Source organism: Serratia sp. JSRIV004, from assembly GCF_019968705.1.
GTDB lineage: Bacteria > Pseudomonadota > Gammaproteobacteria > Enterobacterales > Enterobacteriaceae > Chania > Chania fonticola_B.
The window spans coordinates 3,131,249-3,144,897 of record NZ_CP074140.1; the positions used below are offsets into that span (position 1 = coordinate 3,131,249).

The window sequence follows — 13,649 nt, forward strand, 5'->3', positions numbered from 1 at the left end:
AAAATGAAAATGCTCCCCTTCAGCAGAAGAAGTGCATTTCTATTTTGGTCTTGCCTGCTTGCGCAGTAACACGCCATCATAAAAATGATTGAGTAGCTTATTAGGCTACGGCGCAAGTAATACCGCGGACGCGATCGCCAGGCAACCGGCAACGGCAAGCTTTGTGATTCGCATCACGATTAGCCGCAGGAAAACTCGCATGCGATCCAACGAAAAATCATCAAACTCTCCCGCGACATACTGTAGCCATGCCCTTCAATAGGTTAAACTTCCCTACCTCGGCGAGTTACCTCTGCCGACCGTTGCGCTTGAATAACAATGAACCAAGGAAGTCTACATGCAACAAGGCTCTAAACTGCGGCCACCACCCATTGATGTGATCACCATTCAGTCGCAGGTGGTCTACGGTAGCGTGGGGAATGGCATTGCCTACCGCACGTTGTTGAAGAAGAACCTGGAGGTGTTGCAGGTACCGAGCGTGTTGTTTGGTTGCCCGCCCTATTACGGCGCGCCGCACGGGGGAGCGATCTCCAGCGAATGGTTCAGCGGTTTTCTGGAAGATCTGATCGCCCGTCAAGTCGTGTGCCGCGCGCGGGCCATCATTATCGGTTACCTGGGTGACGTGGCGCAGTGCCATATTCTGGCCGACTGGCTGCCACGGGTGATTGCCCTCAATCCAGGTATCAAGATCTATATCGATCCGGTGATGGGAGACTATGGCGAAGGGGTTTACGTCGATAAACGTCTGGTTGAAAGCTATCGCTCGCCATACCTCAATCTGGCCCATGGCCTGACGCCAAACGGATTCGAACTGGAGCAGCTGTGCGGCATGGCACTGAGCACGCGTGAGCAAACCGAACAGGCTGCGCGGGCGCTACTCAAAGGTAATACGCAGTGGGTGCTGGTTACCAGTGCACCTGGCGTGGCAAACGGCGATCAAGAAGTTGGCCTGTTGCTGGTCACTGCCGACGAGGCGCAAAGCTTCACCCATGCCAAAATCGATTCGCCGGTGAAGGGCACGGGTGACATGTTCACCGCGCTGTTAATTGCCCATTTGCTGCAGGGGGAACCTTTCAGCAAGGCAGTGCCGACGGCGATCCATGAGGTGTGTGCGGTATTGGAAGATGCGGCGCGTCACGGTTGGCAGGAGATCGGCCACCTGCGGGCGCTGAAATAACGGCAGACGGCGCAGGTAGCCCCTGCGCCATGGCCACTCAACGCTTTTTCTTCTTGTTGAAATCCAACTCAAAAGCAAACACCGCGCTTTGAATTTTGCGTTCGGTCAGCATTCCCATCTTAAGAAAACGGCAGGACAGGCGCATGAAATGCTGCGTTTGGTCTTCATCAATATCGTGATCTTGATTCACGGCAATCAGTTCCATATTCACCTTGAACTTGCCGTAATCTCCCAAATCCAACTGAGCCTTATTGAACACCAGCCCCGGCTGCATATAGTCGGGTACCGCGCCATCAATACGCAAACCAACGCCACCCGGCGAAAGATCGTGGATACGCAGTTGGTAAGGGGTGCCATCGCTGTGTTCACCGTTACAGAAGAATTCACGCCAATAAGGCGTGGTGATACGTAACTGGCGGCGGCGCTGGATATAAACCAGTTGTTTCGGCAGGCACGCCTCGTAAACCGGCATGGCGTTATGCTCGGTCAGTTGCGCCTGGTCAACGGAGAATTCGATTTTTGCATCATGGTTTTCAATCACAATGCTGAATTTCCCACCGGAGAGCTGCTCTGGAGCATCGCAATCAAAGACGATGTTATCAGCGCCAACGCTTAATAATTGGCCAATGAATTCGTGTTGTTGATTAACGACACGCAGCGGCGTTCTTTGCTTATAGATGTCGCGCAAGATTGCCAGAACTTCAAAACGCTCCTGCTTGATAAACCGTCCGTTATCAATATGTTCCACCCGTCACTCCCAGCATTGTCCATCGACGCTAACGCTTTCCTTACGCAATCATCACCGCCATCAATACTAAAGTCAAATTTCCCAGCGTTGCCATAATAATGGCAATAGTCGGCCAAAACGAGCCGCCCATGCTGCCTGGCCTGCACTATCCCCGATGAGATCTTGGCGGATCTCGATGCCAACATAGGGTAATTCATGGCGTTCCGCATGTACCGGCAGCGTGTAGTCGGTCGCATCAGTCATCGCATAAGGCTCGTTGATACCAACCTGTAAATCCCCTTCTTCACGCAGCAACTCCGCCAACAGCAGGGCAAATTGTGGATAGCGGTTAAACAGCAGCCCAACCTGCCACGGCCGCGCATCGCCTTTAAACACCGGCGTAAAGCTGTGCATAGCGATCACCGCGCTGGGTTGGTTATTGGCGCGGCGAGCGGCCAGCGTGTGATTGATGGCCTGGTGGTAAGGCTGAAAAATTTCCTGTTCGCGGGCGCCCGCTTCGGCCGCGCTGATCCCTTGGTTGCCAGGAATTGGCGTAACTTCCGATAACGGTGGGATCGAACTGGCAATCCCCGGCATACGGTTACAGTCGATCACCAAACGTGAGTAGTGCTGATGGATCAGTGTCGCATCCAACTGCTGAGCCAGCAGACGGGAAACCGCCAGCGCACCGATATCCCAGCCGATATGCCGATCGATATCGCCGCTGGCCAGACCAAGATCGCCCAAACGTTTTGGGATGGCCTGCCCCGCGTGATCGCACAGCAGTAAGAAAGGAGAAGTCGCCTGTGGCAGCTCAACGCTCACGGCCGCAGGCTCATCGGCAGACAACAAGGTTGGGGTATAGGGGTGATACATTGGGCACTCCGGCGTAAGAAAGCGCTAATTCTAGGCGATCCTCTCACCGGCTACCAATATCCCATGGGAGAATTTGGCGCGGCCGCACTTTCGGTCAAAGCGGAGCCGGTGTCATGACCCATTGATTTTATGAATGGGCGCGCCCTCCCTCACGTTGTTAGCCGATCTAAAGATGAGCGGCAATATAGCGCTGATAGCGGACAGGCTTCAGCCGCGTCAGATCGACCAACACTAAACCATCGATACAGTGGTTAAACGCCGGATCGGTACCGAAGTCGATAAACTGCACGCCACCGGGCTCACACAGCTCGGTGTATTGCTTGTATAAAGTCGGGATCGAACAGCCGAGGTTGCTCAACAGGCTTTTCAGCAGCAGCAAGTCTTGCTGATAATCATCACCGGCAAACTGGGCCAATACCTGCGGTAAAGAGGCCGGATAAGGCTGCCGTGACTGGGCCATGGCATGGTCTGGAGCGAAATAGAGGCGATAGAAGGCAATCAACAAATCGCGGGCGGCAACCGGCATGCCTCCTGAAATGGATACCGGGCCGAACAGATAGCGATACTGGGGATATTTGGCGAGATAGGCACCAATACCGAGCCACAGGTAATCCAGACCGCGCTTCCCCCAATAGGCGGGTTGAATAAAGCTGCGGCCCAACTCAATCCCCTGTTCAAGGATCGGTGTCATATCGCGATCGTAATGGAACAGGCTGTTGCTGTAGATGCCTTCCAGTCCTTTGCTGGCCAACTGCGGTGCCGTGGGGATAAAGCGGTAGGCACCGACAATCTCCAGTTCCTCCTCATCCCATAGCACCAGGTGATAATAGTCGTCGTCATAGCTGTCCAAATCGCGCCGCCGCCCCGAGCCTTCCCCCACGGCACGGAAAGCGATCTCACGCAGGCGGCCAAGCTCCCGCAGGATCGGTGCTCTGGCCTCCCCCTGACGGCGATAAAGGAAAATGGTTTTGCCATCCGGCGTAACACCCAGTCGCTCGCAGGCCGCCAACGCTTTTTTCAACTCGAGGCGATCTTCCGCCAAGGCGATGGCCGATTCGCTGGTAAACAGCCCTGGCTTTCCTTGACCCAACCGATAGACATGGCGACGGAAACGCTCGGCGAGATCGCGTGCTTGAGTATGGCCATCATGCCAATGGGCAAACGGAATGCGCCCGCCGATGCGGATTTTGATCCGTCCGCCCTGCTGTTTGAACATCTCTCGCACCAATAACAAGGTGGATAACGGGCGATAAATCAGCGAGGTCAAATAGAACAGGCCGCTGTTTCTGGCGCTGATATGGATCGGTACGATCGGCGCCCGCGCCTTGGCGGCCAGCCGCAGAAATCCGGTATGCCAGTGACCATCGCGTATTCCTTTGGGACTCATACGGGACACTTCCCCCGCTGGAAACAAGATCAGCACGCCCTGATTATCCAATTGGGCCTGCATGGCTGAGATTTGCTGGCGGTTGGTCCGGTTGCCCAGGTTATCAACCGGTACAAACAGATGACGTAAAGGTTCGATACAGCTCAGCAACTGGTTGGCCACTACCTTGACGTCTGGCCGTACCGCCGCCACCGTCCGCAACAGCACCAAGCCATCCAGCGAACCAATGGGATGGTTGGCAACCAACACCACCGGGCCTTGGCTGGGGATGTTTTCCAGATCCCCATCCACCAGTTCGCAGCTCAAATTAAAGTAGTCCACCACCTGCTCGATCAGATCCAACCCTTTCAGGTGAGGATAGTCGGCGGCAAACTGACTGAATTCTTTTTCACGCAGTAAGGTTCTTAGCAGGCTACGCTGCCAGGCAGGGGGAGAATGCTGTGGGAAGACATCTTGCAGCAGGCTATCCAAAGTAAACATCGGGTCATCTCCTGGCCTAGTCGCTGCAAACTTAATCCAGCGTCATGACCTGAACATGACCGTTTGATGACGGAAAGATGAAATAAGGCGTCAGGGGCGAGAATGCTCGCCCCTCTATTCTCTGGTTTACAGAGCGGCCTCTATACGGGCGTTGACCTGTTCCCGCAGCCGCAGTAGCACAGAGGCTTGATGAGGGTAACGTTTGAAGGTGATGCGCATCCCCAGCTCTTGATCGATCAACTGCTCCACCGTGGCGCGATCGGTCAGGCTCTCCAACAACTGCAAGGCCCGCAGATCCTGCAACCCCTGATGGAATACCCGCAAACGCAGCGACTCTATCGGCATGAAATTCGGCCCAGGGTAAACCACAAAAGGATCGCCAGAGGGGAAGGCGTTGCCGCTGTCGGTAACCGCATAGGGATTCAGTTTCTCCCGGGAATGGCTGCTGTTATAGAAGTTGTAGCCCCAGTGGAGGAAACCGCTGATGTTATAGAGGTAAAGCTGGATACCCAGAATGCGGTTGCGGGCCGAAGGCTGGGCAAAGAAGCGGTTGGCTACCTCGGTTCTTTGCACGCAGCAGTAATAGGCCCACAGCTGCGGGATTTGATGCTCGAGGAATGGCTCGATATGATCGGTGGCGACTACCGGAGTTTCTACCAACCCACGCTGATAGAAGTCAAAGTCGGAGAGTGCATCGAAGGTACGGAACCCCTCTAGCAACGGCTGCAGCGAATCGCTGGCACGTTGGTAGGCGGCGATATTTTCCAGTTTAGGTTCATCCGAGATGTGGAACCACACCTGCCGTTGCAGAGCCCGTGCCCGGAACCAGCCGGTTAACGCTGGCATCAATGCCTGCAGAAACTGCTTATATTCGCTGCCGTGGGCATCGGTATGCCAACCAAACAGCGGCTGCATTTCCCCCGCGACCTCAACCATAATTTTTGGCGCATGCGCTGCGCCCCATTGGGTAAACAGGTGGGCAATTTCGAAGTGTTCGATCCCCTCCTCCTGCGCCATCGCTACCCACTGCGCCAATCGTTCAAAATCAAATTGGTAACCTGCAACGGTGCGTTTCACCCCAACCAACTGCACGGTGGTGCGTTCGCCACCGATGGCGGTATCCAGCGGCGGCGTAAAGATCGGCGTTAGCAGCATATTCACGCCATTTGCCACCGCGTTGCGGACCAAGTTACGCACCGCCTGCCAGTATTGCGGGCTGAACACTGCAATCTGGTAATAGTCCGCCAAACAGTCGGTATGTAGCCATTCGGTATGCAGCAGCCTCTGCTTTGGCAACGCGGCAGGCACCACATGCAGCGTCATACTGGCTGCGGCCAGCTCTTCCCCCGTCTCTTGATCAAACAGCCGCAACGTTAGCGGATAGTCGCCACCGGCAATACCCTGTGCTGGCGGCGTAAAGGTCAGCCACAGGCTAGCGTAATAACGGCAGGCGGCAAAAAAACGCCGATCCTGGATGGGCATCAGCGGGTCGGGAAATAGGCCAGGCTCGGTCGTCAGATAGTTCTCATCGGCCTCGGCATAACAGGGAAAATGGCTGGGCACCGACTGCACATGGCGCACGCTGATATCATCGGCCAATTGCCCCTCAAGTTGATAACGTAATTCCCGGCGGGTTTCATTATCCTCGCGGTACAGACAATACACGCCTTGCCATGAGAGGGTTTCATTATTCAGGCAGCTGAATTGGTTTTGCTGTTCTACCTGCGGTGCGGCTTGACGATGAAATACCTTCTCCAGGCAATGGGTAAATAGTAGCGTGAGACGCATAATAGCTGCCCTGTATTATTTTACGGTGGGATTGAATTAATTTCAGGCTAGCGCGTTTTTTCACCACAGGCAATATAGGCCAACGAAAAAAGCTAGCGAATGCCCTCTCGCCCGGCAAAAAATTAATTTTTTTGTTTATTTGCATCACAAAAATGAAAGATGCCGCGGCCTGCACAATAAAAACGTTTTTAATCCCCATTATGGTGCAAGGGTTATCAGTTAATCCTATGACCCCAGCAAGCCATAACTGCCGCCCGACAACGGATTTTCGCCGTTCGACATTAACAATTCATCAACAAAAAAGCCTTTCGGTTGGTGGCTTTGACCTTTCGTTGTTAACAACAGTGAAAGATACGCGCCCCATTTTTGGGCAAAAGGGCTGCATTGACACATTGAAAGTTAAGGGATAGAAAGAAATCACGTTCACCAAAAAATGTATTCGCCAACACCGAGGGTAAAGCAATGTCACCTAGAAAAAACGCCGGACGTTTTCTGTTGCATTCCGCTGTTGCAGCCGCTTTATTGTTGCCGACCATGTTATATGCCGCCGACCAGATAACATTGCGTTATGCGGTTTGGGATCGAAACCAATTACCTGCCGAACAGGAAATTGCCAAGCGATTTGAGCAGGCCAACCCGAATATCAAAGTGGAAATAGAATTAACGCCCGCCGCACAATACTTTGTTAAATTAGACTCCGCCGCCGCCGGCGGTGTCGCACCGGATATATTCTGGATTAACATGCCCTATTTTGTGCAATATGCCAAAAACGGCATTATGCAACCGCTGGGCGATTATTTAAAAGACGGCACGGTCAATCTGGATAATATCGTTGCCAGCTCCGTTAAGGCTTATCAATACGACGGCCAGCAGATGGCCATCCCGCGCGACGTCGACTCCATCGCCGTGTGGTACAACAAAAAACTGTTCGATCAGGCTGGCGTCAGCTATCCCACCAGCGACTGGACCTGGGATGACATGAAGAAGAAGGCCGCCGAATTGCAAACCGGCCTGAAGGGCAGCGCCTTCCCGCTGGTGATGGATCTCAGCATCGACGGCCAGGACAGCTATATGAACCTGCTGTTCCAGAAAGGCAATCATATCGTGCCAAAAGATGGCCAACCGACCGATATCGCCAACGACAACGCCATCTGGGTCTACCAGCAGCTACAAGGGATGATGAAAGACGGCCTGATGCCGACCGCCCAGCAGATGAGCGAAGTGAAGACCGAGAACATTTTCCAGTCCAACCGCGCCGCCATGGTGTATGCCGGTTCCTGGCTGGCCGCACCGTTCGCCAACAATCCGCTGATCAACGACCATATCGGCGTGGTGATGATGCCGAAGATCGAGCGCCAGTCTGGCGTGGCTCACAGCCTGGCCTATGCCATGTCCGCCAAGAGTAACCACAAGCCAGAAGCCTGGAAGTACATCGAGTTTATGAGCAGCGAAGCCTCGCAGGCCACTTTGGCGAAAGTGGTGATCCCGGCCAACAAGGTCGCGGCTAAAGCCTGGGTAGAGGAAGTCAAAAAGGTTGACGTCAGCCCGTACATCCAAACGCTGGAAGTGACCGAGGCCTATCCAACCGCAGGCACCAACACGCCGAAGTGGCAAAACATGTGGATCGGCAGCCTGAAGAAAATCTTTATGGGCGCGGATGCCCGTACGGAAATGGATAAATCGATCAAGAAGATCGAACGCATCATGGAGCAGTAATTCCCCCCGCTGCGGCCAGCCTACCCGAAGGCAGGTCGCAGCGGAAACACTGAGCAGTCAAAGGTGAGGAATGGCGACATGTCGCTGGCAGAAACGGCTACGGCCAACATAAAACAGGCAAAGAGCAGACCTCGTGCCGCATTAAGCCGCCTGGAGCGAGCCGAACGCTTCTGGGGCTGGGTGATGATCCTGCCGCTGGTGATCGGCCTGACGGTGTTTTACTTCATCCCGTTTTTACAGAACATTTTTTACAGCTTTACCGACCTCAACCAGTTTATGAGCTGGACGACCATCAGCTTTGACAACTACATCAACCTGTTTGAGGACGATGACTTCTATACCGCCGCCTTCAACACCCTGTTTTATGTGGTGGTGTGCGTGCCGGTGATCCTGCTGCTGTCGTTGCTGCTGGCGATTGGGCTGAACCAGAACATTCGTGGCAAAGCGTTGTTGCGCACCCTGCTGTTTCTACCGGCGGTGACCATGCCTGCCGCAGTGGCAATGGTGTGGCAGTGGTTGTTCAACAAGGATTTTGGCCTGATTAACCAGGGGCTAAACCTGCTGCACATTGCGCCGGTCGCCTGGCTCTCCGATCCGGACGTGGTACGCATCAGCGTGTCCATCATCATTATCTGGTCGTCGCTGGCGCTGAAAATCATCATCCTGCTGGCCGGTTTGCAAAGCATCCCCCGTCAGCTGTATGAAGCCGCCGATATCGACGGTATCAGCACCCTGCGCCGTTTCTTCTTTATCACGCTGCCGATGATGGTACCAACGCTGTTCTTTGTGTCGGTGATGAGCTTTATCGAGATCCTGCAAATCTTCGACGTGGTGTTCCTGATGTTCGACCGCGCGCTGGTGGAAGGTGACGTGATGACCATCACCAATCTGTTCTACAAATACGCTTTCTATCTGCAAGAGAAAGGTTACGCCTCTGCCATTACCGTGGTGCTGTTCGCCGTGACGCTGGTGATCACACTGGTGCAGATGGCGATCGGCAAACGCCTGAGAGTGAGCTGAGGAGCCATTGATGACGATAAGCAAACGAGCCCTGGTCTATCTGTTTATGACGCTGGCGGCGCTGGCCTCGGTGGTGCCCTTTATCTGGATGCTGGTGACTTCGCTGAAAACCCAGGCCGAAAGCATCCAGATCCCGCTGACCCTGCTGCCGGAAAACCCCAGCTTGCAGGCCTACGGCAAGATCATGCGCGAGATCCCTTTTGCGGATTTTTATATCAACTCACTGCTGGCCACCTTCTCCACCGTGACGCTGCAAATGGTGATCGCCACCATGGCCGCGTATGGCTTCTCTCGCCTGCACTTTCGTGGCCGTGACGCGGTGTTTCTGGTGTGCATCTCGATCCTGATGGTGCCGGGCCAGGCATTTCTGATCCCGCAGTTCCTGGTAGTGCAGAAGATGGGGTTGGTCAACAGCATTACCGGCCTGGTGCTGCCGGGGATCTTCAGCATTTACGCCACCTTCCTGCTGCGGCAGTTCTTCCTGGCAGTCCCTAAGGAGATGGAGGAAGCGGCGCTGATCGACGGCTACAGCTACTTCGCCATCTTCTGGCGCATCATGCTGCCGCTGATCCGCCCCGGCATCATCGCCTGCATCATCATTAACGGCTTGTGGAGCTGGAATAACCTGATGTGGCCATTGATCGTCAACACCACCACCGAAAAATTGACGCTGCCGGTGGGGTTGGCTTCGCTGTCCAGCCGTGCCGGAGTGGAATACCCGCTGCTGATGGCCGGTGCCTTGATGGCGGTGATCCCGATGCTGATGCTGTTCATTCTTTTCCAACGTTATTTCATCCAGGGCATCGCCAGCGCTGGCGTTAAAGGCTAACCGCGAACAATAAGGTAAACAGACATGGCCGGTATTCAATTAAACAGTGTGAAAAAGGTCTATCCCAACGGTTTCCGGGCGTTGCATGGCGTGGATCTGGATATCAAGGACGGTGAGTTTATGGTGTTTGTCGGCCCGTCCGGCTGTGCCAAATCCACCCTGCTGCGCATGATCGCCGGGCTGGAAAGCGTCAGCGAAGGCCAAATCATGATCCACGACCGCTGCGTTAACGACACCATGCCCAAAGATCGCGGCATCGCCATGGTGTTTCAGAACTATGCGCTCTACCCGCATATGACCGTCTACAAGAACATGGCCTTTGGTCTGATTGGTAAAGAGAGCAAGGCTGAAATCGACCGGCGGGTACAGGATGCTGCCGAGAAGCTGGAAATCACCAATCTGCTGCATCGCAAACCCGGCCAGCTCTCCGGTGGCCAGTGCCAGCGCGTGGCAGTTGGGCGTGCCATCGTGCGTAAACCCAAGGTGTTTCTGTTCGACGAGCCGCTCTCCAACCTGGATGCCAAACTGCGCGTTTCCATGCGCGTACAGCTCATCGAACTGCATAACCGACTGAAACAGGAAGGCGCCGCCGCCACCATGGTGTATGTGACGCACGATCAGGTCGAGGCGATGACCATGGGCGACCGCATCTGCGTGATGAATCGGGGCACCATCATGCAGGTAGACAAGCCAATCAACCTGTATCACCACCCCGCCAACCGCTTTGTCGCCGAGTTTATCGGCAGCCCGTCGATGAACCTGCACGACCTGGACTTGCTGCGTAATGCTCAGGGAACACAGCTGCGTATCGACGATCGCTATCTGCTGACCCTGCCGCCCGCGCTGGAAAAACAGCTGGAACACTATCCGCACCAGCGCGTTTGCCTGGGTATTCGCCCTGAAGCGCTGCGCCTGTGCGCTGCAGGTACCCAAAACTGTTTCCCGGCCCGTATCGCCACCATTGAACGCATGGGCAACGAAGAGTTGCTGCACTGTGAACTGGCCGGATTACGCTTCGTGCTGCGGATTGCGTCTCAACCAGACTGGGAACCGAGCATCGGCGAACAGATCCATTTGACGTTTGATTTGGCCCGCGCCCACCTGTTCGATCAGGCCAGCGGTGACAACCTGAATAATAACGCTACCCAGTCACTGGGATAATTTGGGAGTACTTTGCAATGTCTAATGACTTTACTGGCCGTCCGGTACGCGTGTTGGTGATTGGTGCCGGTGCTCGTGGGGAGATTTACTCTCGCTATGCATTGGCTCACCCAGAACTGATGCAGGTGGTGGCGGTCGCTGAACCGCGCGATACCTATCGCCAGCAGTTTGTAGCCCAGCACGACATCTCGCCCGAAAACGTCTTTACCGACTGGCAGCAGGCCGTGGCGGCAGGCAAACTGGCCGATGCGGTGATGATTTGCACCCAAGATACCCTGCATCTGGCACCGGCCCTGGCCTTCGCCAAACAGGGTTATCACATGCTGCTGGAGAAACCGCTGTCACCTGATGCCAGTGAGTGCCGCACCATCGTTGAAGAAGTGGAGCGCCAGGGGATCATCTTCTCCGTCGGGCACGTGCTGCGCTATACCCGCTATACCCAGAAACTCAAGCAACTGCTGCGCGATAAGGTCATTGGCGACATCGTTAGCCTGCAACATCTGGAGCCGGTGGGCTATTGGCATCAGGCCCACTCTTTCGTGCGTGGCAACTGGCGCAACGACCAGCAGGCAGCCTTTATGCTGCTGCAAAAATCCTGTCACGATATTGACTGGATCCGTTACGTGATGGATACGCCTTGCGAGCAGGTCAGCTCATTCGGTGGATTACGCCACTTCCACCAGGAAAACCAGCCTCAGGGCGCAGCGGATAACTGCCTGGACTGCGGCGTTGAGGCCGAATGCCCCTATTCCGCCAAACGCATCTACCTTGGCGAAAACCACAAGGCAACGCCGGGCTTCCTGCGGGTGCTGACGCCAGAAGTCGATCAGGAACATCTGGTCGCCGCGCTGCGCAACGGCCCTTATGGTCGCTGTGTCTACCGCTGTGATAACAACGTGGTGGATCATCAGGTGGTGAATATGCAGTTTAGCGGTGGCCGCACCGCCGCCTTTACCATGACCGCCTTTACCAAAATGGAAGATCGCAAAACGCGCATTTTTGGCAGCCAGGGATGCCTGGAGGGCGATGGCCGCTACATCCGCATCACCTCCTTCCTTGACGACCGCGAAACGCTGTATGACGTGGACGAGGCCGAAGACCTGCACACCATGTCTGGCCACGGCGGCGGCGATTATTATCTGATGCAGCACTTTATCGCTGCCGTGCGCGCCAACGATCCTTCGCAGGTGCTGTCTGGCCCGCAGGAAACGTTGCAGAGCCACCTGATGGTCTTTGCCGCCGAACGCGCCCGCCGGGAAAACGCCGTCATCACCTTGGGTGAGGAGTAAAGCCGTGGCTACTCATGCTATGCGTTACGGTTTTGATATTGGCGGCACAAAAATCGAAATGGCCGCCTATGATGCCCAGTTGAATCAGGTGCTGTGCCAGCGTGTCAGTACACCCACCGGCGACTATCGCGAGTTTCTCGCCTGTATCGCGCAACTGGTCAGCCAGGCCGATCGCAGCCTGCACACCCAAGGCAGCATCGGCATTGGCTTGCCGGGGATCACCGACCCACGCAGCCGCAAGCAGTTGGCGGTAAACGTGCCCTGCCTGACGGGCCACTGCCTGGCGGACGATCTCACTCAAGAGCTGTCGCGACCGGTAGAGATTGAAAACGATTGCCGCTGTTTTGCACTTTCGGAGGCCAGCACGCCCCAGACCGAACGGTTGGAAGTGGTGTTTGGTGCCATCATCGGTACCGGCGCTGGCGGTGGGCTGGTGATGAACAAACGGCTCCACAAGGGCCGCAATGGGCTGGCTGGGGAATGGGGGCATACACCCATCTCGGCCCAGTTGGCTCAGCGTTACGATCTGCCGCTGTTTGTCTGCAACTGCGGCCTGACCGGCTGCTTTGAGCGTTATGTCTCCGGCAGCGGTCTGCTGGCCCTGAGCCAACACTTTGGCCATAGCGCCGCCAACGTCCCGGCCCTGATCGCCAGTTACCGTCAGGGCGATCCGTTAGCGCAACACCTGATGGGGATCTACATCGATATCCTGGCCAGCGCGTTGGCCAGCCTGCAACTGTTGCTGGATGTGGACGCTTTCGTGTTAGGGGGCGGGCTTTCTAACGTAAGTGAACTCTATGCACAGTTGCCCGCCGCCATGTGCCGCTGGCTACTGCCAGGGACAGAACCGGCGATGGTTTATCCCCCGGTGTATGGCGACAGCAGCGGCGTACGCGGTGCGGCACTGTTGCGCCAAAGCTGGCAATAAAAAATTTAAGGAAAGCTCACCCGCATTATTCATCGTGGGTAGCTTTCATCCACGGCGGAATTAATTGGCGCGGCAAAAGGGATATTAGCCGAATAAATAAGGCATTACCGGTTTTCAGTTTATTTCCATGCGGCTTTCGGTTGATGACCAACCGAAAGATATGGCAACAATAACTGGTTGAAATATAAGATTATATTTAAATTTTTCGATTGCGTTGCGCGGTTTCGTTTGCTGTAATTTGCAACGAAAGACTGAAAATACGCCTGTAACG

The 13,649-nt window shown here is 55.1% G+C and carries 12 protein-coding genes; 8 read left to right on the forward strand and 4 right to left on the reverse strand.

Going from position 1 to position 13,649, the window contains the following annotated elements:
* The first annotated feature begins 337 nt into the window (after nt 1–337).
* On the forward strand, nt 338–1,177 hold the full coding sequence (locus KGP21_RS14960) for a PfkB family carbohydrate kinase (protein ID WP_209522926.1): 840 nt from the start codon (nt 338–340) through the stop codon (nt 1,175–1,177).
* A 37-nt stretch (nt 1,178–1,214) separates the two neighbouring features.
* On the opposite strand, the gene KGP21_RS14965 is transcribed toward KGP21_RS14960, so the two are convergent.
* The 4 genes from KGP21_RS14965 to KGP21_RS14980 all read right to left on the reverse strand — a co-directional run bounded on the left by KGP21_RS14965 (nt 1,215) and on the right by KGP21_RS14980 (nt 6,435).
* A complete protein-coding gene (locus KGP21_RS14965; protein WP_021806468.1) occupies nt 1,215–1,925 on the reverse strand; it encodes a flagellar brake protein in 711 nt (236 codons plus the stop codon).
* A 72-nt stretch (nt 1,926–1,997) separates the two neighbouring features.
* The gene (locus KGP21_RS14970; RefSeq protein ID WP_209522924.1) at nt 1,998–2,780 is read right to left on the reverse strand and encodes an N-formylglutamate amidohydrolase; all 783 of its coding nucleotides are present in this window, start codon (nt 2,778–2,780) and stop codon (nt 1,998–2,000) included.
* Nucleotides 2,781–2,946: 166 nt separating this feature from the next.
* A complete protein-coding gene (locus tag KGP21_RS14975) occupies nt 2,947–4,647 on the reverse strand; it encodes a lysophospholipid acyltransferase family protein (protein WP_094981278.1) in 1,701 nt (566 codons plus the stop codon).
* Between the two features lie 126 nt (nt 4,648–4,773).
* Nucleotides 4,774–6,435, reverse strand: coding sequence for a DUF4091 domain-containing protein (locus KGP21_RS14980; RefSeq protein ID WP_223535536.1), 1,662 nt, complete (start codon nt 6,433–6,435; stop codon nt 4,774–4,776).
* Nucleotides 6,436–6,587: 152 nt separating this feature from the next.
* Here KGP21_RS14980 and KGP21_RS14985 point away from each other — a divergent pair, with 152 nt between their 5' ends.
* From KGP21_RS14985 to KGP21_RS15015, 7 genes are all read left to right on the forward strand, one after another.
* Nucleotides 6,588–6,845, forward strand: coding sequence for a hypothetical protein (locus KGP21_RS14985; protein WP_141234328.1), 258 nt, complete (start codon nt 6,588–6,590; stop codon nt 6,843–6,845).
* Between the two features lie 52 nt (nt 6,846–6,897).
* Nucleotides 6,898–8,151 carry a sugar ABC transporter substrate-binding protein gene (locus KGP21_RS14990; RefSeq protein WP_059200881.1) on the forward strand — a complete coding sequence of 418 codons (1,254 nt, stop codon included), beginning with the start codon at nt 6,898–6,900 and terminating at the stop codon, nt 8,149–8,151.
* 78 nt (nt 8,152–8,229) lie between these two features.
* Nucleotides 8,230–9,171, forward strand: coding sequence for a carbohydrate ABC transporter permease (locus tag KGP21_RS14995; RefSeq protein WP_115158918.1), 942 nt, complete (start codon nt 8,230–8,232; stop codon nt 9,169–9,171).
* A gap of 10 nt (nt 9,172–9,181) precedes the next feature.
* Entirely contained in the window at nt 9,182–10,000 is an 819-nt protein-coding gene (locus tag KGP21_RS15000; protein ID WP_021806473.1) for a carbohydrate ABC transporter permease, read from the forward strand.
* 24 nt (nt 10,001–10,024) lie between these two features.
* The gene (locus KGP21_RS15005; protein WP_223535539.1) at nt 10,025–11,161 is read left to right on the forward strand and encodes an ABC transporter ATP-binding protein; all 1,137 of its coding nucleotides are present in this window, start codon (nt 10,025–10,027) and stop codon (nt 11,159–11,161) included.
* Between the two features lie 17 nt (nt 11,162–11,178).
* On the forward strand, nt 11,179–12,450 hold the full coding sequence (locus KGP21_RS15010; protein WP_223535542.1) for a Gfo/Idh/MocA family protein: 1,272 nt from the start codon (nt 11,179–11,181) through the stop codon (nt 12,448–12,450).
* Between the two features lie 19 nt (nt 12,451–12,469).
* The gene (locus KGP21_RS15015; RefSeq protein ID WP_021806476.1) at nt 12,470–13,378 is read left to right on the forward strand and encodes an ROK family protein; all 909 of its coding nucleotides are present in this window, start codon (nt 12,470–12,472) and stop codon (nt 13,376–13,378) included.
* Nucleotides 13,379–13,649: the final 271 nt, after the last annotated feature.